This window comes from Methylophilus luteus (assembly GCF_042676265.1).
Lineage (GTDB): Bacteria > Pseudomonadota > Gammaproteobacteria > Burkholderiales > Methylophilaceae > Methylophilus > Methylophilus luteus.
On record NZ_JBHTKB010000001.1, the window covers coordinates 441,068 to 461,879 of the forward strand.

18 protein-coding genes are annotated in these 20,812 nt (G+C 53.1%); 12 read left to right on the top strand and 6 right to left on the bottom strand.

Annotation, left to right across the window (positions count from 1 at the left end; genetic code table 11):
- A partial coding sequence (locus ACFQ1Z_RS01885) for a type I secretion C-terminal target domain-containing protein (protein ID WP_379055078.1) occupies nt 1–2,691 on the top strand: 2,691 nt, incomplete at its 5' end.
- A gap of 117 nt (nt 2,692–2,808) precedes the next feature.
- Here the strand turns inward: ACFQ1Z_RS01885 and ACFQ1Z_RS01890 are convergent.
- From ACFQ1Z_RS01890 to ACFQ1Z_RS01915, 6 genes are all read right to left on the bottom strand, one after another.
- Complete coding sequence (locus tag ACFQ1Z_RS01890) at nt 2,809–4,269, bottom strand: bifunctional 2-methylcitrate dehydratase/aconitate hydratase (protein WP_379055080.1); 1,461 nt, start codon at nt 4,267–4,269, stop codon at nt 2,809–2,811.
- A gap of 109 nt (nt 4,270–4,378) precedes the next feature.
- A complete protein-coding gene (prpC, locus tag ACFQ1Z_RS01895) occupies nt 4,379–5,545 on the bottom strand; it encodes a bifunctional 2-methylcitrate synthase/citrate synthase (protein ID WP_379055082.1) in 1,167 nt (388 codons plus the stop codon).
- A 19-nt stretch (nt 5,546–5,564) separates the two neighbouring features.
- A complete protein-coding gene (gene prpB / locus ACFQ1Z_RS01900) occupies nt 5,565–6,443 on the bottom strand; it encodes a methylisocitrate lyase (protein ID WP_379055084.1) in 879 nt (292 codons plus the stop codon).
- A gap of 196 nt (nt 6,444–6,639) precedes the next feature.
- On the bottom strand, nt 6,640–7,638 hold the full coding sequence (locus ACFQ1Z_RS01905) for an HpcH/HpaI aldolase/citrate lyase family protein (protein WP_379055086.1): 999 nt from the start codon (nt 7,636–7,638) through the stop codon (nt 6,640–6,642).
- 2 nt (nt 7,639–7,640) lie between these two features.
- Entirely contained in the window at nt 7,641–8,699 is a 1,059-nt protein-coding gene (locus ACFQ1Z_RS01910) for a MaoC family dehydratase (RefSeq protein ID WP_379055088.1), read from the bottom strand.
- A gap of 39 nt (nt 8,700–8,738) precedes the next feature.
- Entirely contained in the window at nt 8,739–9,620 is an 882-nt protein-coding gene (locus ACFQ1Z_RS01915; protein WP_379055090.1) for an HpcH/HpaI aldolase/citrate lyase family protein, read from the bottom strand.
- Nucleotides 9,621–9,820: 200 nt separating this feature from the next.
- Between ACFQ1Z_RS01915 and ACFQ1Z_RS01920 the strand changes: the two genes are divergently transcribed.
- The 11 genes from ACFQ1Z_RS01920 to ACFQ1Z_RS01970 all read left to right on the top strand — a co-directional run bounded on the left by ACFQ1Z_RS01920 (nt 9,821) and on the right by ACFQ1Z_RS01970 (nt 20,775).
- Complete coding sequence (locus ACFQ1Z_RS01920; protein WP_055831433.1) at nt 9,821–10,555, top strand: GntR family transcriptional regulator; 735 nt, start codon at nt 9,821–9,823, stop codon at nt 10,553–10,555.
- Between the two features lie 369 nt (nt 10,556–10,924).
- A complete protein-coding gene (locus tag ACFQ1Z_RS01925) occupies nt 10,925–12,124 on the top strand; it encodes a malic enzyme-like NAD(P)-binding protein (protein ID WP_379055092.1) in 1,200 nt (399 codons plus the stop codon).
- Between the two features lie 20 nt (nt 12,125–12,144).
- On the top strand, nt 12,145–12,534 hold the full coding sequence (gene sdhC / locus ACFQ1Z_RS01930) for a succinate dehydrogenase, cytochrome b556 subunit (protein WP_379055094.1): 390 nt from the start codon (nt 12,145–12,147) through the stop codon (nt 12,532–12,534).
- Between the two features lie 41 nt (nt 12,535–12,575).
- A complete protein-coding gene (gene sdhD, locus ACFQ1Z_RS01935; RefSeq protein ID WP_379055096.1) occupies nt 12,576–12,926 on the top strand; it encodes a succinate dehydrogenase, hydrophobic membrane anchor protein in 351 nt (116 codons plus the stop codon).
- 28 nt (nt 12,927–12,954) lie between these two features.
- Entirely contained in the window at nt 12,955–14,727 is a 1,773-nt protein-coding gene (gene sdhA, locus ACFQ1Z_RS01940; RefSeq protein ID WP_379055098.1) for a succinate dehydrogenase flavoprotein subunit, read from the top strand.
- Nucleotide 14,728: 1 nt separating this feature from the next.
- Nucleotides 14,729–15,475 carry a succinate dehydrogenase iron-sulfur subunit gene (locus tag ACFQ1Z_RS01945; RefSeq protein WP_379055100.1) on the top strand — a complete coding sequence of 249 codons (747 nt, stop codon included), beginning with the start codon at nt 14,729–14,731 and terminating at the stop codon, nt 15,473–15,475.
- Nucleotides 15,476–15,485: 10 nt separating this feature from the next.
- Nucleotides 15,486–15,788 (top strand): FAD assembly factor SdhE, encoded by a 303-nt coding sequence (locus ACFQ1Z_RS01950; RefSeq protein ID WP_379055102.1) that lies wholly within the window; start codon nt 15,486–15,488, stop codon nt 15,786–15,788.
- Nucleotides 15,785–16,915 carry an HpcH/HpaI aldolase/citrate lyase family protein gene (locus ACFQ1Z_RS01955; protein ID WP_379055104.1) on the top strand — a complete coding sequence of 377 codons (1,131 nt, stop codon included), beginning with the start codon at nt 15,785–15,787 and terminating at the stop codon, nt 16,913–16,915. The genes ACFQ1Z_RS01950 and ACFQ1Z_RS01955 overlap by 4 nt, the downstream gene beginning before the upstream one ends.
- 235 nt (nt 16,916–17,150) lie before the next feature.
- Nucleotides 17,151–18,800 (top strand): acyl-CoA synthetase, encoded by a 1,650-nt coding sequence (locus ACFQ1Z_RS01960; protein ID WP_379055106.1) that lies wholly within the window; start codon nt 17,151–17,153, stop codon nt 18,798–18,800.
- A 33-nt stretch (nt 18,801–18,833) separates the two neighbouring features.
- A complete protein-coding gene (locus ACFQ1Z_RS01965) occupies nt 18,834–20,339 on the top strand; it encodes a fumarate hydratase (RefSeq protein ID WP_379055108.1) in 1,506 nt (501 codons plus the stop codon).
- 103 nt (nt 20,340–20,442) lie between these two features.
- Nucleotides 20,443–20,775, top strand: coding sequence for a hypothetical protein (locus tag ACFQ1Z_RS01970; protein ID WP_379055110.1), 333 nt, complete (start codon nt 20,443–20,445; stop codon nt 20,773–20,775).
- Nucleotides 20,776–20,812: the final 37 nt, after the last annotated feature.

Sequence of the window (20,812 nt, forward strand, 5' to 3'; positions counted from 1 at the left end):
GCATTGACAGGCAAGATTACTGTGCCTGCCGGTGTGAGCAGCTTTGCTGTGACTGTCCCGACCGTGGACGACACGATCGTTGAGCCAAACGAAACACTGACATTGACTGTGAGTGACAAGAGCGGTGTGGGTACGATTATCGACAACGATCGTGGCTTGACGCTGGTTACTGGTAGCAAAACGGCTGTGTCTGAAGAAGGTCTTGCTGGTGGTCTGAAAGACACTGGCGGTAACACTGATACAACAAACGCAGTGGAAGCGACAGGCACATTCAGCTTGAATACCTCTAATGGTGGCAGTGCTACTAATAGCGGTGCAGTATGGTCTTTAGAAGCCCCAACAGGCCCTGCAATCACCTCTGGTGGTGTAGCTGTGACTTGGGCCTTGTCTGCTGATGGCAAGACATTGACTGGTTCGGCAGGAAACACAAAAGTGCTGACTGTGACTATTGATAACAATGGTAGTTACAAAATCGCACTGAGTGCTCCAGTAGATCATCCGGATAAAACGACTGAAGATACTGTGATTACCAATGTCGGTGTAAAAGCTGTGGTGAATGGTGTGACACAAACCACCACCTTGCCAGTGACGGTTGAAGATGACTCACCAATTGCCACCAACCAGACTGTCTATGCAACAAACTCGGCCAATACCAATGTAATGATCACATTGGACGTTTCTGGCAGTATGCGTGGCACTGATGGTGTAGATGGCAGCACTCGCCTGGCAAGCGCTATCCAGTCAATTAAAACCTTGCTGGCCAGCTATGATAATTTGGGTGATGTGAAAGTTGCGCTGGTTGTGTTTGCCGGTCTTGATCAGACCAAACAATTGGGCACTACATGGTTGACTGTTAAGCAAGCCAATGATTATTTGGATACTTTGTCTCCTGATGGCAACACAAACTATGACTCAGCGCTGAATACTGCGATGAAGGCTTATGAGTCAGGTGGTAAATTGGATAATGCACAGACTGTGTCTTACTTCTTTACCGATGGTGAACCAAACCGCGGTCTGGGTGGTGATTCTGACTTATCTGGCCGTGAAAATGGAAATGGTACGGACGCTGGTATTCAGCCTAATGAAGAGAAAATATGGACTGACTTCCTGAATAAATACGATATCAAGTCCTATGCGCTTGGATTAGGTAAGAATACAACAGTTACCCAATTGGATCCTATTGCTTATGATGGTCACACTGGTACTAATACAGGCGGCATCAAAGTCACAGACTTCAACCAGCTGAATGATGTATTGAGCGAGACAGTCTCAGCTTCAATCACTGGTAGCCTGGTGACAAATGGTGGTTTTGGTGCAGATGGTGGTTACGTGAAATCGGTGTCAATTGATGGCACGACTTACACCTTCAATGCAAAAACTTTTGCCATCTCTGTGAGTGGTACTGACAGAAGTAGTTATGACTCAGCAAACCACAAGTTGACAATCACTACTGCAAAAGGCACCCTGGTTTTAGATATGGATGACGGTGTTTTCGTCTTCACGCCTAAAAACACCTCTGTTTCTGGTGTGGCCGATTTCCAATACACCTTGAGTGACAGAGATGGCGATACAAGTTCTGCAACATTGAGCGTGAATGTCACTAAGATCAATGCGATCCCACAAGTGGCGCCTGATGTAAGCGCTGGTGTCAATGCAGCAGGGTTGTTGACCATTCCTGGCCTGTTGAATGTTGATTTGCTGAACTTCTCCAGCCGTCAGGCATTCACTGCGAGAGATGTGAACAACAACATCACTAATGTGACGGTGACTGCCGGAGCATTGCTGAGTGTGGCGCTGGGTGGTAATTTGCTGACTTACTCTCAAGAAGTGGCTGCTGAATTGGGCCTGAAAGTGTCCTACAACGAAAGTGGTTTGCTGGGCGTGATCGGTGTCAAAGGTGAGTTGTCTATCAGCGCGCTGGATAATGGTACGATCGATAACCTCAAGTTAAACGAGTTCTTGTCTACCATCAGAACAGACAACGCTGTGAGTGTGAATGCACTGGAGCGTTTCACTATCACTGCGACAGATAGTACTAATCTGAGTGACACTGCGGCCACGGCTAATCTGGTCAGCCTTGATCTGTTGAGCAACAGCAACAATGCACATATCATTACTGGTACTAGTGGAAATGATAACTCAGCTAATGGCACTGCGCTGAACGGTACTTCTGGTAACGATATCATCTACGGTTTAGCTGGTAACGATACCTTGAACGGTGGTGCCGGTAATGACATTCTGCGCGGCGGTGCCGGTAACGATACCTTGAACGGTGGTGAAGGCAATGACATCCTCATCGGCGGTAAAGGTAACGATACTTTAACCGGTGGTGCAGGTGTGGATGTGTTCAAATGGGATAGAGGTGATGATGGCGTGGCTGGTAACCCTGCGCGCGACACTATCACTGATTTCAACAAGGCATCAGTGTCTCAAGGTGGCGATATCCTGGATGTGCGTGATTTGCTGCAAGGTGAAAATAGCACTAACCTGGTGAACTACCTGCACTTCGAAAAATCAGGTAGCGACACTGTTATCCACATCAGCTCTAATGGTGGGTTTGCAGGCAGCTTTAGCAGTGGCCAGACAACGCAGCAAATTGTCTTGACAGGTGTAGACCTGGTAAGTGGTCAATCTAACGATGCAGCTATCATTACTAACTTGCTGTCACAGCAAAAACTCATCACAGATTAATCCCTGTTGATGTTAAAAAAGCGACCTCCGGGTCGCTTTTTTTTGCTCTCTATTTGCTACAGCTAAAATTTGGGCACCCGCAGGTGCCCAGAACATTCTGCTTTAAAAGTTGATGGATTAAAGCGCCAGCATATCCACAAACTGGTGCACAGGTGTATTCTCCAGCTGCTGTTGGTCCTGGCACAAATTGAGGATCTCGGCCTGCTTTTCGGCGTTAAAACGGCGTGCCAGGTTCACTTTGAATTTCTTCACCAGTTCCGGGATCCCTTGTTCACGGCGGCGTCTGTGGCCGATAGGATATTCCACCGCGATATTGCTCGATTGGCTGCCATCTTTAAAGAAGATCTGGATCGCATTGGCGATTGAGCGTTTTTCCGGATCCAGGTAATCGCGCGTATATTCCGCTTTCTCTACACAATGCATTTTGTCGCGCAGGGCGTCGATACGCGGGTCAGCCGCGGCGGCATCTTCATAATCCAGTGCGGTCAGGCTGCCTTTCAGCAAACCTACTGCCGCCATGTATTGCAAGCAATGGTCGCGGTCAGCCGGGTTGTTCATGGGGCCGCTTTTATCAATGATGCGTATCGCCGATTCATGAGTGGTGATGACGATCTTGTCTATATTGGCGATGTCATTCAGCGATTGCAGTCTGTGCCCGACTTCGTGGTTGAGCTGGAAAGCACTTTCCACGGCTGTTTGCGCATGAAACTCTGCCGGGAAAGAGATCTTGAACAATACCTGTTCCATGACATAGCTACCGTAAGGACGCTGAAATTTGAACGCATTGCCTTTGAACAACACATCATAAAAACCCCAGGTCTTGGCGGTGAGTGCACTCGGGTAGCCCATCTCGCCTTGCAGCGTCATCCACGCCAGGCGCACCGCGCGTGAAGTGGCATCGCCAGCCGCCCACGACTTGCGCGAGCCTGTATTCGGGCTGTGGCGGTATGTGCGCAGGCTCTGGCCATCGACAAAAGCATTGGAAACCGCGTTGATGATGTCCTGTTTGTTACCGCCCAGCAGCCTGGTGACCACAGCAGTCGAGGCGATCTTCACCAGGATCACATGGTCCAGGCCGACGCGGTTGAAACTGTTTTCCAGCGCCAGCACGCCCTGGATCTCGTGTGCCTTGATCATCGCGGTCAACACATCTTTCATGGTCAGCGCTGCTTTGCCTTCGGCGACGTTTTTACGTGAAATATAATCGGCGCTGGCCAGGATCCCGCCCAGGTTGTCTGAAGGGTGGCCCCATTCGGCGGCCAGCCAGGTGTCGTTGAAATCCAGCCAGCGTATCATGGCGCCGATATTGAATGCCGCAAGGATAGGGTCCAGCTGATAAGCGGTGCCTGGTACCTTGGCGCCATTCGGCACCACGGTACCTGCGATCACTGGCCCCAGTAATTTGGTACAGGCCGGATAATCCAGCGCTTCAAAACCGCAGCCCAGGGTATCCATCAGGCAGTTGCGGGCAGTGTCATAGGCCTCGGCCGAGTCGATCTCAAAATCTGCCACGTAGTTGGCGATATCGACGATGACCTGGTCGGGGTCCGGCCGGACGTTAGAAATATGTGCTGACATGTAAGTTTTCTTTCAAATAAAAGTTAAGCCACAGAGGACACAGAGTTCACAGAGAAAGGCAAAAGAATCAGTTTTTTCTCTGAGTCCTCTGTGCTCTCTGTGGCTAAAATTAACGTTGGTTTAATGGCACAAACGGTCTGTTATCCGGGCCGTTATATTCAGCGTTCGGACGTATGATCTTGTTATCTATACGCTGCTCAATGGCATGTGCGACCCAGCCGGTAGTGCGTGAGATGACAAAGATAGGTGTGAACATGCCGGTGGGGATACCCATCAGGTGGTAGCTCGAGGCGCTGTACCAATCCAGGTTGGGGAACATCTTTTTCTCGCGCCACATGGTGGCTTCAATGCGGGCCGAAATATCAAACAGTTGCATGTTGCCGGCGTCTTGCCCCAGTGAGCGGCTGACTTCCTTAATCGCTTCGTTCCGCGGGTCGGCAATGGTGTACACCGGGTGGCCAAAGCCTATGATGATCTCCTTGCGTGCCATGCGCGCCATGATGTCAGCTTCGGCTTCATCCGCATTGCGGTAGCGCTCTATGATCTCCATGGCGGCTTCATTGGCGCCGCCGTGTTTGGGGCCGCGCAAGGCACCGATCGCGCCTGTGATACACGAATACAGGTCAGACAAGGTTCCGGCGATCACGCGGGCGGTAAAGGTAGAGGCGTTGAACTCATGTTCCGCATACAGCACCAGTGAGGTGTTCATGGCTTTGATATGCAGCTCCGTAGGTTTTTTGCCATGCAGTATATGCAGAAAGTGCGCAGCGATTGAGTCATCGTCAGTTTCTACCTCTATGCGTACGCCGCGCTGGCTATAGTGATACCAGTAGACCAGCATGGAACCGAAGCAGGCGATCAGGCGGTCGCCCAGGGCCTGGGCACCGGCAGTGTCTCTGTCGCTGGCTTCCGGTTCCAGCGTGCCCAGCATGGAGCAGCCGGTGCGCATCACATCCATAGGGTGTGCACCGGCAGGAATCTGTTCCAGTACGGCTTTGAGTGCACTGGGCAGGCCGCGCAGCTTTTTGAGCTTTTGATGATATTGCGTGAGTTGTGCCTGGTTGGGCAGCTCGCCGTAGATCAGCAAATAGGCGACTTCTTCAAAGCTGGCGTGTTTAGCCAGCTCGATAATATCGTAACCGCGGTAATGCAAGTCATTGCCGCTGTGGCCCACGGTGCAAATGGCCGTGGTGCCAGCCGCCACGCCGGCCAGGGCGACGCCTTTCTTGCGTTTGGGCGCTTCAGTGGCGGTAGTTGTATCAGTAGGGGTATTCATCATGATCTCCTGCAGGCCCTTATTGCTTGAACAGGGCGTCGAGTTTTTCTTCAAAGGCGTGATAGCCGAGATGGGTATACAGGTCGGCCCGTGTCTGCATCAGGTCCAGTACGTTTTTCTGCGTGCCATCCTGGCGCACGCCCTGATAGACTTTGAGCGCAGCCTGGTTCATGGCACGGAAAGCGGAGAGGGGATACAACACCATGCCCACCCCAGCCGTGGCCAGTTCATCTACAGTAAAGAGTGGGGTAGAGCCGAATTCTGTGATATTTGCCAGTACCGGCACTTTTACGGCTGCAACAAATTGCTGGTACATGTCCAGGTCTGTCATCGCTTCCGGGAATATCATGTCGGCACCGGCTTCTACACAAGCGCAGGCGCGGTCTATGGCAGATTGCAGGCCTTCCACGGCCAGGGCGTCAGTGCGTGCCATCACCACAAAATTGTCATAAGGCTTGGCATCCACCGCTGCTTTCACGCGGTCTACCATTTCATCCAGGCTGACGATGGCTTTGTTCGGCCGGTGGCCGCAGCGTTTGGCGCTGACCTGGTCTTCAATGTGTACCGCGGCAGCGCCGGCTTTAGCCACGCTTTTAATGGTGCGTGCGATATTGAAAGCACCGCCAAAGCCGGTATCTACATCCACCAATAAAGGTGTGTCTACGGCGTCAGTGATACGGCGCACATCGATCAGCACATCTTCCAGGGTAGAGATCCCCAGGTCAGGCAAACCCAGTGAGCCCGCCGCCACACCGCCACCTGAGAGGTAAATAGCCTTAAAGCCGCTTTGGGTCGCCAGCATGGCATGATAGGCATTGATGGCACCTATGATTTGTAATGGTTGTTCTGCCGCCAGCGCAGCACGAAAGCGTGCGCCTGCTGAAGTTGTTTGTTGCATACTAAATCCTTTTTTTTGCCACAGAGAACACAGAGGACACAGAGAAAAAAGCGAACACTGATTAAAATTGCCTGCACTTTCACTTGGAGCTCACTAGGATTGAATTGCTTGCTGATCAAGCAGAACAGGAATCTTTCATCTTTTCTGTGAGCACTCTGTTTTCTCTGTGTTCTCTGTGTCCTCTGTGGCTAAAATATTAAAAAAATGCTTTTTCGGCTTCTGCCGGCATCGCAACACCGGTTTGCTTGGCTTTTTGCAGCACTTCCCAGAAATAGCGATAGGTCGCGCGGTCATGTAACTCGCCGGCATACTGGATAGGCCCCCAGTCAGCCGCTTGTGCGGTGAGCAGGATATTGGCGGCATCACTGACTTCGTCAAAATTAGGTTTCATGGCATCGACGATCGCCTGTATCTGCGTCGGGTAAATACTCCACATGCGCATAAAGCCGAACTCATTGCGGGCGCGGTAGGCATCGCTGTAAGTCACCTCGGCATTTTTCAGGTCCAGGGTGACGTTATGTGCAGGCACTACGCCATTCGCCAGCGCGGCAGACACCACTTCGCTTTTGGCGCGCGCTAGCAAATGGTGGTCGAACTGGCCGGGGCTGCGCATGGCGCTGGCTGGGATAGCGCCGTGATGCGCACTGACAAAGTCCATCAGGCCGAAATCCAGCACCTGCAACCAGGGCAGCTGCGCGATCTCGTGCACCTGGCGCAGCGCGCCGTGTGTCTCTATCAGCAGGTGCACCGGAATCTCGCGCTGTATACCATGCTGGCTGGCTACCTGCTGGATATAGGCGATCATTTCACGTGCCTGCTCTATATCCGTGCATTTGGGGATAGTCAGGTAGCTCAATACCTGGCCGGCACCGCCGACCAGGATATCAATGTCTTTTTTCCAGTGCGGGTGGGTGTAATCATGAATGCGCGCACCGGCCATCCTGTGCTGGTTGGCTGCAGAATTCAGCACGCGTACTATCATTTCGGCATGTGCCTGCTCCTGCCCGCTGGCAGCGCCATCTTCGCAATCGCAGGTGATATCGAATACCGGGCCTGCACCATTCGGGTGAGCCGGGTCTTGCAGCGACAATGCCTTTAAAATCAGTTTTTCACTGCCAGCAAAATGTTCACAGGCCGGGATCACTGGAAACGGTTTCTCACCGCCAAACAATGCCTGATTCGGATGTACAGCCATAATCAATTTCCTTTTCGTGGAATAAGTACTGTGTAATCTAGGTCCAGCACCACATGCGGGTGGTAGCCATGCGTGGTTTTGATGTTCTCCAGCGTGGTGGGTGGCATGTTTTTCACGCCCACCATGCGCAGGCGCAATGCGCCCAGTTCAGGGTGTGGCAGCGACCATTTGTCCAGCACCTTGGTCAGGCAGTAAATGGTGTCACCGGCATAACTCGGGTTGGCATGGGTGCCGCCATTGATCGCTACTATAGAAATAGCGTTTTCCAGGCCTTCATAACTCAATGCCCGGCAAGCCGAGATCACCACGCCACCATAGACCAGGCGCTTGCCTTGTGGCGTGCTTTTCATCAGGTGCGCGTCAAAGTGCAGGCGTGCATTGTTCTGGTACAGATGGGTGGCCAGCGTATGGTCACTTTCGTTGATGGTAAGGCCAGCCGGATGGCGCATGCATTCGCCCACCTCATAGTCATCCCACCAGTATTTGCCAGCGGTGGCGGTGGCCAGGTCAGGGTGTAATTTGAAGTTGGCCGGCACTGCCAGTGATTCGGGCGCGACAAACTCCGGCAGCTCCGGGATCACAGTTTCCGGTGCCGGCGCTGCGTGGTTCCTTTTTTGTACCATCACCCAGCGCACCCAGCTGAGTACCGGTTGCTGCTGCTGGTTGAGGGTGGTAGAGCGCACCCACACCACACCGTTTTTGCCGCTGGAATTCTGTTTCAGGCCTATCACCTCACTCGAGGTGGTGAGTGTGTCGCCCACATAAACCGGCTGCAGAAAACGCACATCGGCATAGCCCAGGTTGGCCACGGCATTGACAGACACATCCGGCACGGTTTTGCCAAACGCGATATGAAATGCCAGCAGGTCGTCTACCGGTGTTGCCGGGTAGCCCAGCGCTTGGGCCAGCGGCGCGCTGCAGTGCAGTGGGTTACGTGCGCCGGTTAAAGCGATGTAAAGCGCGCTATCGCCGGCAGTGATGGTGCGTGGCGTTGCATGCTGGATGACTTCGTGCAGCTTGAAGTCTTCGAAGAAACGGCCTGCATGGATTTTACTTTGCATGGTGTCCTCCTTTAATAGCGATCAATAGGGGCGGGGTCATTAGATAAACTCCTCTTCCAGCTCGCTGATGGCTTCTGCCAGCTGGATCAGGCGTTGGGCGGCTTTGATATGGTGGTGCTCCACCAGTTTGTCGTTGACCACCACCGTGCCGCGGCCTGCTTCATTGGCTTCTTTCAAAGCCTTGATGATCAGGCGTGCATGTTCAACTTCGCTGCGCTGCGGCGTATAGGCGTCATTGCAGTAAGCGATCTGTGCCGGATGCACCAGTGACTTGCCATCCATGCCGATATCGCGGCCTATGCGGCAGGCATATTCAAACGAATGCATGTTCTTGAAATCGCTGGTGATGCCATCGATCACGCCTTTACCATAGGCACGCGCTGCCAGTATCACCAGCGATAATGAAGTCAGGATAGCCGAGCGCTCATGCGTAACACGCGCATGCAGCTGCGAGATCAGGTCAGAAGTCGCCATCACCATACAGATCACGCGCTCGGAAGCGGCCGCGATCTCCTTGGCGTTCAGTACCGCCAGTGGGCTTTCTATCATCACCATCATGGGCACGTGGCTGCCACCTGCGTCATCGAGCAACTGTTGTGCGCGCAACACATCTTCACGCGACTCTATATTGGGAAACAGGATGGCGTCAGCGCCCACATTGGCGACTGCCTGTATATCGTCATGGCCCCAGAGTGAATCAAGGTCGTTGACGCGTATCACCACCTCGCGTTTGCCATAGCCGCCTTGCCTGGCCGCCTGCACGACATTGTCGCGCGACTGCAATTTGGCATCTATCAAGATAGGGTCACCCAGATCCAGAATGACTGAATCTGCTGCCAGCGTGCGTGCACGTTCCAGATAATGTGTATTACACCCTGGCACATACAGCATGGAGCGTCTGGGTCTGAGTGGGTAGGACATTGTTTATTCCCTTGCTTAAGGAGCTTTCACTGAATTATTGATGATAAAATTTTGTCTGTCAACGAATATCTTATGTCTTATATAAGATATAAAACAGTGGACATCTGAGTTTTGTCTGTGGTATAAATTAATTAAGCATGGCGGAGGCGTTTTTTCCGCCTATTGAAATAAATAAAGCGTTTATCTGGAGCGTTCATCTCATGGACAAGCAGTTTGCATCGGCGAGTTACAGACCTTTATATGACCAGATCAAGGTGTTGATCACGCAAAGCCTGATAGGTGGCGAATGGCGGCCTGGCGACATGATCCCCAGCGAGATAGACTTGGCGCAGCGTTATAAAGTGAGCCAGGGCACCGTGCGCAAAGCCATAGATAGCCTGGCCACTGAAAACATCCTGATCCGCCGCCAGGGCAAGGGCACCTTTGTCGCCACCCATAACCAGGATGATGTGAAATTACGTTTTTTGCGGCTGACCGCAGAAAACGGCCAGAAAGAATTACTGCAGAACGAATTTCTATCCTGTATCAAAAGCAAGGCTAACGCGCACATAGGCAAAGTACTGGAAATCAAAGCCGGCGCGACCACCATAGAGGTAAAACGCCTGCTGACCTTTTCCGGTCGCCCGCTGATCTACGACCATATAGTAGTGCCCGCCGCGCCATTCAAAGGCCTGAACCGCGCCAAGGTCGAAGAGAGCAATGGTTCCATGTACAGCATGTACGAGTCACAGTTTGGCATACGCATGATACGCGCCGAAGAACGCATCAAGGCAGTGGCTGCCGATGCCGAAGTGGCCAAGGCGCTGGGCTTGAAAGAAGGGTATCCGCTGCTGAGTATAGAGCGCGTGTCATTCACCTATGGTGACAAGCCTATGGAGTGGCGGTTCGGGTTGTGTCTGACAGACGACCATCACTACATGAGCGAACTTGAATGATTAAAAAATCTTCATCAGCGGCGTTGAATTTCGCTTGCCGTGCTACTCGCACTGTCTGCGCTCGTTCGCCTTGCTGCTGAAGTTTTTAAATCATTCGGTATGAATGGAATTGTAATGGTTAAAAAAATCTTCATCAGCGGCGTTGAATCTCGCTTGGCGTGCTATTCGCACTGTCTGCGCTCATTCGCCTTGCTGCTGAAGTTTTTAAATCATTCGATATGAATGGAATTGTAATGGTTAAAAAATCTTCATCAGCGGCGTTGAGTCTCGCTTGCCGAGCTATTCGCACTGTGTGCGCTCATTCGCCTTGCTGCTGAAGTTTTTTAAATGATTCTATACAGATAGCCAAGGCAATATTAAGGAAAAACAATGGACGATTTAAAGAAACGCGCACTGGATTACCACCAGTTTCCCAAACCGGGAAAGCTGAGCGTTGAGTCGTCCAAACCCTGTACGACACAACTGGATCTCTCACTGGCTTATACCCCGGGTGTGGCTGAGCCGGTACGTGAGATAGAAGCAGATTCGGCCAATGCTTATAAATATACCAATAAGGGTAACCTGATCGCAGTGATCACCGATGGTACTGCGGTGCTGGGTCTGGGCAATGTCGGGGCGCTGGCAGGCAAGCCGGTGATGGAAGGCAAAGCGGTATTGTTCAAGCGCTTTGCCGGCATTGATGTGTTTGATATCGAGGTGAATGCCGCAACGCCGGATGAGTTTATCCAGACGGTGGTGAATATTTCGCCTACCTTCGGGGGTATCAATCTTGAGGATATCGCAGCGCCGCACTGTTTTTATATAGAGAATGAGTTGAAAAAACGTCTGGATATCCCGGTTTTTCACGATGACCAGCACGGCACGGCGGTGATCGTCGCCGCTGCATTGCTGAATGCGCTCGAGCTGCAGGGCAAAACCTTGCCGGCTGCCAAAATAGTGTTTCTGGGCGCGGGTGCAGCAGGCTGCTCGTGTGCAAAGTTGCTCAAACTGATGGGGGCGACCAATATCACCATGGTAGACCGCAAAGGCGTGCTGGATACGGCGCGTGACGATCTGCATGATAACAACCGCGCATTGGCCATCACCTCAGGCCAGGTAAAAACCCTGGCTGACGCGATGTCGGGTGCCGATGTGTTTATAGGGGTGTCTGCCAAGAATGGCCTGCCACCTGAGTTGGTGGCGGATATGGCGGCCAGGCCTGTCATTTTTGCACTGGCAAACCCTGACCCTGAGATCCTGCCTGACCAGGTCTATGCCATACGCGATGACGCGATCATGGCGACCGGGCGCAGTGATTTCCCCAACCAGGTGAATAATGCTTTGTGTTTCCCCTATCTGTTCCGTGGCGCACTCGATGCACAGGCGACCCAGATCAGCGAAGAAATGAAGGTGGCTGCCGCGCGTGCTTTGAGTGCCCTGGCGCGTGAGCCGGTGCCGCAACAGGTGTTAGACGCCTATCAGCTGCAGTCACTGAGTTTTGGCAAGGATTACATCATCCCCAAACCGTTCGATCCGCGCCTGATGGCTTATGTGTCCGGCGCGGTCGCGCGTGCGGCAAAACAGGTTTAAAGGCAGCTTGGTAGCGATACATGATAGTTAAGAAGCAAAAAAAACAGCGGCCGAAAAACCTGAATCTGTTCACCATCCGCCTGCCGGTCAATGCCGTGGTGTCTATCATGCACCGCGCCAGTGGTGTGGTGTTATTCCTGGTGCAGCCCTTATTGCTATGGGCGCTGTACCTGTCGCTGCGTAATGAGCAGGGTTACCTGGCAGTGGCAACCCAGTTGCAGCAATGGCCGGTAAAACTGCTGTTGACCGGGCTGGCCTGGGCTTTTTTTCATCACTTTTATGCCGGGATCCGGCACCTGGCCATGGATGTGCACTGGATGACCAGCCTGCAAAAGGCGCGTTTCTCCAGCCGGGTGGTGCTGGGCATGGTGGCTTTTACCATGCTGTTTGTGATTTATGCCATTTGGTAGATGCGCCCAAAATGAATACGCCAGCAAAATGAGTTGCAGCCATGCTTTTTGAATTACTGACCGCAAAGTACCCGGGCATGCGCTTATGGCTGACACAGCGGCTGTGCGCGCTGTCTATGGCCCTGGGTCTGCTGCTGTTCTGGCTGCGGGTGTGTTGGCTGGCGCCGGCAGACTATGCCGGTTGGGTCGCGGTATTTTCACCCTGGTGGTGGCGTCTGCTCAGTCTGTGGTTTTTTATCTGCATGCTGATGCATGCCTGGCTGGGCGTACGCGATGTGTTGCGTGATTACGTGCCCAACTTGCGTTGCCGCTATGTGCTGCAATGGCTGGTGAATCTCGCCGTGCTCGGTAATGCGCTGGCGATTTTGTGGATCCTGTTTGGAATGAAGTGAAGGTGAGCGGCATGGCCGGTTTAAACATATGACAGTAGCAAGCGAATTACAGTATCACCAGGTAGATGCCGTCATCATCGGTGGTGGCGGTGCCGGCTTGCGCGCTGCCTTGCAGCTGGCCGAGTCAGGGGCGGATGTGGCCGTGCTGTCCAAAGTGTTTCCTACCCGCTCACACACGGTGGCGGCACAAGGCGGCATTGCCGCGGCACTGGGCAATGTCTCTGACGACAACTGGCTGTGGCATATGTATGACACCATCAAAGGCTCGGATTACCTGGGCGACCAGGATGCCATTGAGTTTATGTGCCGTAATGCTGCCAAAGCCATTATCGAGCTGGAACATTTTGGCATGCCGTTCGACCGGCTGGAAAACGGCCGTATCTTCCAGCGCCCGTTTGGCGGCATGACACGCAACTTTGGCGAGCAGCCGATCTCGCGCACCTGTGCCGTGGCTGACCGTACCGGACATGCCATGCTGCATACCTTGTACCAGCGCAATGTCAAAGCCAATACCCAGTTTTTCATCGAATGGTTCGCGCTGGACCTGATCCGCGACAGCGACGGCGATGTGCTGGGCGTGATCGCGCTGGAAATCGAAACCGGTGATATCCACGTCATCCATGCCAAGGCAACCATGCTTGCCACCGGCGGCGGTGGCCGAATCTTCCAGGCCAGCACCAATGCCTTTATCAATACCGGCGATGGTCTGGGCATGGCGGCGCGTGCCGGTTTACCGTTGCAGGATATGGAGTTCTGGCAGTTTCACCCGACCGGGGTGCTCAATGCCGGCGTGCTGATCACTGAAGGCGTGCGTGGCGAAGGTGGCTACCTGGTCAACAGCGAAGGCGAGCGCTTTATGGAGCGTTATGCACCCACAGCCAAAGACCTGGCCAGCCGTGACGTGGTGTCGCGCGCGATGGCGACCGAAATCAAGCAGGGCCGCGGCATAGGCAAACATAAGGATGCGGTTTACCTCAAGCTCGATCATCTGGGTGAAGACATCATCAGTAAACGCCTGCCGGGTATACGCGAAATAGCCAAAACCTTTGCCGGGGTTGACCCTATCAGCCATCCTATCCCGGTGGTACCGACTGCGCATTACATGATGGGCGGTATCCCCACCAATCTGGATGGCCAGGTGGTGGTGCATGACGGGCAGTCTGAACGTGTGGTGCAGGGCCTGTATGCGGTAGGTGAATGTGCCTGTGTCTCGGTACACGGTGCCAATCGCTTAGGCTCCAACTCTTTGCTGGACCTGGTGGTGTTTGGCAAAGCCGCCGGTGACAAAATGGCGGCCGATATAGGCAGTGCCAAAGCGCACAAGCCCTTGCCGGCTGATGCGGCAGAAGCGACCCTGGCGCGCGTCAACCGCCTGGAAAGCGCCAGCGCCGGTGAGAATGTGGCGCTGACCGGCGATGCCATGCGCCAGGCCATGCAAAAACACAGTGGCGTGTTCCGCTTTCCTGACCTGCTGCAAGCTGGTGTCAACGCCATCGCCGAGGTGGCCGGGCGGGCGCAACACCTGCGTATCAACGATAAAAGCAAGGTTTTCAACACCGCACGCGTAGAAGCGCTGGAGCTGGATAACCTGATGCAGGTGGCAGTGGCGACCATGCATGCCGCGCATGCGCGCCAGGAAAGCCGCGGCGCACATGCACGTGAAGATCATCCCGAGCGTGATGATGCCAAATGGCTGAGTCACTCACTGTATTTTGCCGGTGAACAAAAGCTGGTTTACAAGCCGGTCCGTTTAAAACCACTCAGCGTTGAGTCCTTTGAGTTGAAGAAAAGGGTGTATTGATATGCGTTTTTCCATCTACCGCTTTAATCCGGACGTAGACAAAAAGCCCTATATGCAGGATTACGACATCGCACTTGAAGACAGTGACCAGATGCTGCTAGACGCGCTGATGCGCCTGAAGCAGGTCGACGACACCCTAAGCATGCGTAAATCCTGCCGCGAGGGTGTGTGTGGCTCTGACGCCATGAACATCAATGGCAAGAATGGCCTGGCCTGTATCACCAAGCTGGAAACGCTGCAAGAACCGGTGGTGTTGCGCCCAATGCCTGGCCTGCCGGTGATACGCGACCTGGTGGTCGATATGACGCAGTTTTTTGACCACTATCATTCGGTGATGCCCTATCTGCAGAACCATGACACGCCGCCAGAGACCGAGCGCCTGCAAAGCCCGCAGGACCGCGCCAAACTGGATGGCCTGTATGAATGTATCTTGTGCGGCGCCTGTACCACCTCTTGCCCCAGCTTCTGGTGGAACCCGGACAAATTCGTCGGCCCGGCCGGCCTGATGCAAGCCTACCGCTTTATTGCCGATAGCCGCGACCAGGAGCAACAGGCACGCCTGGAAAACCTGGAAGACCCTTACCGTTTATACCGTTGCCACAACATCATGAACTGTACCGATGTCTGCCCGAAAAAACTCAACCCGAATGCGGCCATCGCGGCGATCAAAGACCTGAAGATAGAAAGCGTCAAAGCGCAAAAACCGCCTGCAGCGGGTAAAAAGATCTTTGGCATTAAAGTGCTATAGGGGGCAGACCATGTTAAATGCAGAAATCTTACGTGAAGCAGAACAACGGCGACTGGCCTGGCGCTGCCGGCGTGGCATGCTGGAGCTGGATATCGTCTTGCAGCGCTTTGTCAGCGAGCATTTCAACGGCCTGACCCTGGCAGAAATGGCGCAGCTGGATCTGTTGCTGGAGTTGCCGGATAACGTGTTTTGGGACTTGATACAAGAAACAGGCACGCAGGCCGCAATGATCACAGCACTGGCGGCAGAGCACGCCGCCGTGTTGCAAAAACTAAGACTAAGCCGACCATCGGCAGAACAGGAGGCGGCATGAGTCAGCATATGGGCGAAGAGCCGATCACGCTGGACGCCAGTGCCCTCGGCGATTACTGGCCGGGCATACAGCTCTATTACCCACCGGTGAAATACGCACCCAGCCTGGGCATTTATGAGGATATGGAGCAGGCGGCCAACCGCATGGTCAAGCACGCGCATTTCACCAATGCGCATACCCTGATCTTTGACCTTGAAGATGGCTGCCGGCAAAAGGAGATGAGCCGCACCCTGTTGCGCCAGGAGCTGCCCAAACTGCGCAAGGTCAACGAGCGCGTGACTATCGCCATCCGTGCCAACTCTTTCCGTACTGATGAGTACGAAGAGGACATGAAGCTGGTACGCGACATGAGCGAATATATCGATGTGGTGATGCTGGCTAAAGCCGGTGAATCGTATGGCGCGGCAGAAGTGCGCGATCTATCCAGTTTTCTGATCAGCGTGAATCCGCACATCACCATACAGCCCATCATAGAGCACCCTAAGTCACTCAAGATCGCGCCTGACCTGATGCAGTACGACACCGTCAGGCATGTGGTTTTCGGTATCCATGACTTCTCCAAGGCGCTGGGCATACACATCACGCCCGAACACTGGATAGAAGAACTGTTTTACTTTATCAACCAGCTGATCTTTGAAGCCAGGATAGCCGGTAAAGGCGTAATAGGCGGCGTAGAAACGTTGATAGGCAGCAATATCATGCCGGACAAGTTTGTAGAGCCACATGATGTGCGCCGCTGGCTGGATCTGCATGGCGATAACGAGTCACGCGTGGTGTACAAGCATGCCTGCCAGGAAGCCGCCATGGGCCTGACCGGCAAGCAGGTGATACATCCCGGCCATATCCACTTGTGTAAAACCGCCTATACCCCGTCACCGACCGAGATCAACCAGAAAGTGGCGATCTTGCAGGCGGCGATAGAAGCGGATGCCTTGCTTGGTGGTGCGATCAAGTTTGATGGTGAGATGCTGGACCCGCCCATGTTTGGCAAAGCTTTGCAGACTTTGTTGCGCGCGCATGCCTTAAGGGCATTGAAGACCAGTGACATGGAATTTGCGCTGCATGTGCTGCAGTTGATGCCGGCGCAAGTAGTACGCCAAAACTGGCCCTACGGCATCCTGTTATAAAAATTCATTTTTAGCGCGAATTGCGTTGTTGCGCAGTGCTCGAAATGCTCATGTACTTATGTACATTCCGCTTTCTGCGCGCTGTGCGCCTAGCACTTCATCGCTAAATTCTGAATTTTGAAGTCAGTTGCTAGTAGTGCGATATATAGACAGATTTTAAGAGTATTTTCAAAAGAAATGCTTGCGACGCGTGACAGCAACCCTGCATGCTTAAAGATCGAGGAAAGGTTTTGAGATGACACAGTTAGCGCCTTACCCCAGGTGGCAGTGGGATATCCCCGAGCGATTCAATATCGGTGTCGCTTGCAGCGACCGCCATCTGGGCACTGCTACGGCAGGCGAGATCGCCATGATAGTGGAGGATGACACTTTCGGAACTAGCAGCATCAGTTTTGCGCAACTGGCCACGCAAACAGATCGCTTTGCACAGGTGTTACGTGATTTGGGCGTGCAACCTGGCGACCGTGTACTGATACGCTTACCTAACAGCCTGGATTATCCGATTGCCTTCTTAGGCACCATGAAAACAGGAGCTATTTCTGTTCCTACTTCTACTTTGCTGACTGCTGAAGAAGTGGCTTATCTGGCCAAAGATTCCGGTGCAGTGGTGTTGGTGACTGATGCTGCGGCATGGACTGGCATGTCTGCCAGGATGCAAAGCAATATTGCGCAGACGCCTAACTTGAAACATATTCTTTTGACCCAGCTGACTGGTGAAATCACACCCGTTGAAGGTTTCAATGTGTTGTCACTGGATGCCGCACTCACAGCGGTGAAAAATATAGAGCCTGCGTATGAAACACATGCTGAAGACGCTGCTTATTTAGTTTATACCTCAGGTACGACTGGCTATCCAAAAGGCGTATTGCACACGCATCGGGCTTTGTTAGGCCGCCAGCCGGCAGCGGAGTACTGGTTTAACTACAGCGACCAGTTGCAAGACCGCATCATGCATTCAGGCAAGTTTAACTGGACCTATGTATTAGGTACCGGGCTGATGGATCCGCTTTATCTGGGTAAAACCGTGATCGTGCATGAGGGGAAAAATGATGCACAAAAATGGCTGGACTTGATAGCTAAGCATAAAGCCACCATTTTTATTGGTGTACCGACCATTTATCGCCAGTTGCTGCAAAAAACCAGTTCAACACAGGCTGATGTGCCTAGTGTGCGCCACTTTATGAGTGCTGGCGAACACTTGTCTGATGAAGTCCTGACGCAATGGCGTGATCGTTTCGGCCTGGATATTTATGAAGCGGTAGGCATGAGTGAATTTTCTTACTACTTGTCACAAAGCATTTACCGGCCGATCCGGGCTGGCTCGGCAGGTTTTCCGCAGCCTGGCCACGAGATCGCGCTACTGAATCCGGAAACGCTTGAGCCGGTGGCTGAAGGCGAGGAGGGCATGATTTGCGTGCCGGATCATGATCCTGGTTTATTCCTGAGCTACTGGAATTTACCGGAAGAGACCGCCAAATATAAGCATAATGGTTATTTCTTTACCGGGGATTATGCCAAGTACGATGCTGATGGCTATATCTGGTTTCTGGGTCGCAAGGATGACATTATCAAGAGCTTCGGCTATCGCGTGTCACCTTATGAAATCGAGCGCGTGTATAAAGGCCATCCGGCTGTGGCAGATTGCGCTGCAGTAGGTGAAGAATTGGAGAAGGATAAATTACTGGTTGTGATTTATGTGATCCCTAAACCAGAGAGCGAAGTGCAGGCGGATGAGCTGATCGCTTTTGGTAAAAAACATCTGGCTGCCTATAAGGCACCAAAAACAGTTTACCTGGCAAAGGAATTTCCACGCACCAAAAATGGTAAAATCCTACGAAAAGATGTTGGCCCGGCGATTGCCTATACCAAAAGCAGCGCCCGCTAACGATAAAAATATTTTCAAGAGCACCTATAGACCATGGCCCTGATCAAGACCCAGGATTTTATAGAGAGTGTTGCAGATGCCCTGCAATATATCTCTTACTACCACCCGGAAGACTATATCCGGGCGCTGGCTGCGGCTTATGAAAAAGAGGCGTCAGCACCTGCCAGGGATGCGATCGCGCAGATACTGACCAACTCGCGCATGTGTGCCGAAGGCAAGCGCCCCTTGTGCCAGGACACCGGCATCGTGGTGGCGTTTGTCAAAGTCGGCATGCAGGCGCGTTTTGAAGGCGATATGACGCTGGAAGAAATGGTGAACGAAGGCGTGCGCCGTGCTTACCTGCACCCTGAGAATACCTTGCGTGCTTCTATCGTCAATGACCCGGCAGGCAGCCGCAAGAACACCAAAGACAATACGCCTGCCATCACCCATGTAGAAATGGTCGCCGGTGATAGTGTGGATATCCAGATCGCGGCTAAAGGCGGCGGTTCTGAGAATAAATCCAAACTGGCCATGCTCAACCCTAATGACAGCATAGTCGACTGGGTGCTGAAAGTGGTGCCGGAAATGGGCGCCGGCTGGTGCCCGCCCGGCATGCTGGGCATAGGCATAGGCGGCAGCGCAGAAAAAGCCGTGTTGCTGGCCAAAGAGTCATTGATGCAGCCTATCGATATCCAGGAGTTACAGGCCAGGGGCGCGCAGACCCGCATTGAAGAGTTACGGCTGGAACTCTATGAAAAGGTCAATCAACTGGGCATAGGTGCGCAAGGCCTGGGTGGCCTGACCACGGTGCTGGATGTGAAGATACTCGATTATCCTACCCATGCCGCCAGTCTGCCGGTCGCCATCATCCCTAACTGCGCAGCCACGCGGCATGTGCATTTTACGCTCGATGGTTCTGGTGTGGCCGAATTGACGCCGCCTGCGGCCGATGCCTACCCCGATGTGCACTGGGCACCCAGCCCGCAGGCCAAACGCGTAAACCTGGAAACGGTGACCCGTTCAGACACACAAAGCTGGAAAAACGGCGATACCCTGCTGTTGACCGGCAAGATATTGACCGGCAGGGATGCGGCACACAAACGCATCAAAACCATGCTGGATAAGGGCGAGCCCTTGCCGGTAGATTTCAATAACCGCTTTATCTACTACGTAGGCCCGGTCGACGCCGTGCGTGATGAAGCGGTCGGCCCGGCCGGCCCGACCACGGCGACGCGTATGGATAGCTATACCGACATAATGCTGAATACTGGCTTGCTAGGCTCTATCGGTAAAGCTGAACGTGGTGAACAGGCGTTAGCAGAAATTGCCAGGCACAAGTCTGTGTATTTAATGGCTGTCGGTGGCGCTGCTTACCTGGTCAGCAAAGCGATTAAAAAATCCCGCGTGCTGGCGTTTGCAGACCTGGGCATGGAAGCCATCTATGAATTTGACGTGGTCGATATGCCGGTAACGGTGGCGGTCAGTGCCGATGGTACATCGGTGCATAACACCGGCCCGGCAGAGTGGAAGAAGAAAATTGCCTTGGTGGCGGTATGAATCTTGCTGCAGACATCTAAAACGAATGTGAGATAAATCACAGAGTCTGTGCACGAATTCATGAATTATTCGTCATACTACTAAGCGGATAGGTGGAGTGAGTATGATAAAAATGAAACATGGGGTGGTCTGGCTGGCACTGCTATATGGCAGCTTTTTATGCGTTGTCGGTGTAGCCGCACATGCCGAGTCAGCCCTGGAGTATTTTACCGACAGTAATGGCCAATATATCGGGCCAACGCTGGAGGATCAGGTGGCCTTGATGGACACCGATCACAATGGCTTTGCTGATGTGTTTGAGGTACGTGTCTATCTGGAAAAACAGCACGGTAAAGGCTACCAGAAAGAATTACTGGATAAGTGGGAATCGGCTGCTTACGGCAAAAGCTGTAGCACCCCATTTGCCAAACAGTTATATAGCGACAGTGCACGCTGATGGTGCATCATGGTGTTATTTTGATGCGGTCGGCGGC

What these genes read in the sequence shown, in the direction of transcription:
- ACFQ1Z_RS01960 (WP_379055106.1), top strand. Translation starts at nt 17,151, where the DNA reads ATGACACAGTTAGCGCCTTACCCCAGGTGGCAGTGGGATATCCCCGAG.
- prpB (WP_379055084.1), bottom strand. Translation starts at nt 6,443, where the DNA reads ATGCAACAAACAACTTCAGCAGGCGCACGCTTTCGTGCTGCGCTGGCG.
- ACFQ1Z_RS01890 (WP_379055080.1), bottom strand. Translation starts at nt 4,269, where the DNA reads ATGTCAGCACATATTTCTAACGTCCGGCCGGACCCCGACCAGGTCATC.
- sdhD (WP_379055096.1), top strand. Translation starts at nt 12,576, where the DNA reads ATGCTTTTTGAATTACTGACCGCAAAGTACCCGGGCATGCGCTTATGG.
- ACFQ1Z_RS01905 (WP_379055086.1), bottom strand. Translation starts at nt 7,638, where the DNA reads ATGGCTGTACATCCGAATCAGGCATTGTTTGGCGGTGAGAAACCGTTT.
- ACFQ1Z_RS01950 (WP_379055102.1), top strand. Translation starts at nt 15,486, where the DNA reads ATGTTAAATGCAGAAATCTTACGTGAAGCAGAACAACGGCGACTGGCC.
- ACFQ1Z_RS01915 (WP_379055090.1), bottom strand. Translation starts at nt 9,620, where the DNA reads ATGTCCTACCCACTCAGACCCAGACGCTCCATGCTGTATGTGCCAGGG.
- ACFQ1Z_RS01970 (WP_379055110.1), top strand. Translation starts at nt 20,443, where the DNA reads ATGATAAAAATGAAACATGGGGTGGTCTGGCTGGCACTGCTATATGGC.
- sdhA (WP_379055098.1), top strand. Translation starts at nt 12,955, where the DNA reads ATGACAGTAGCAAGCGAATTACAGTATCACCAGGTAGATGCCGTCATC.
- ACFQ1Z_RS01910 (WP_379055088.1), bottom strand. Translation starts at nt 8,699, where the DNA reads ATGCAAAGTAAAATCCATGCAGGCCGTTTCTTCGAAGACTTCAAGCTG.
- prpC (WP_379055082.1), bottom strand. Translation starts at nt 5,545, where the DNA reads ATGAATACCCCTACTGATACAACTACCGCCACTGAAGCGCCCAAACGC.
- ACFQ1Z_RS01965 (WP_379055108.1), top strand. Translation starts at nt 18,834, where the DNA reads ATGGCCCTGATCAAGACCCAGGATTTTATAGAGAGTGTTGCAGATGCC.
- ACFQ1Z_RS01920 (WP_055831433.1), top strand. Translation starts at nt 9,821, where the DNA reads ATGGACAAGCAGTTTGCATCGGCGAGTTACAGACCTTTATATGACCAG.
- ACFQ1Z_RS01955 (WP_379055104.1), top strand. Translation starts at nt 15,785, where the DNA reads ATGAGTCAGCATATGGGCGAAGAGCCGATCACGCTGGACGCCAGTGCC.
- ACFQ1Z_RS01925 (WP_379055092.1), top strand. Translation starts at nt 10,925, where the DNA reads ATGGACGATTTAAAGAAACGCGCACTGGATTACCACCAGTTTCCCAAA.
- ACFQ1Z_RS01945 (WP_379055100.1), top strand. Translation starts at nt 14,729, where the DNA reads ATGCGTTTTTCCATCTACCGCTTTAATCCGGACGTAGACAAAAAGCCC.
- sdhC (WP_379055094.1), top strand. Translation starts at nt 12,145, where the DNA reads ATGATAGTTAAGAAGCAAAAAAAACAGCGGCCGAAAAACCTGAATCTG.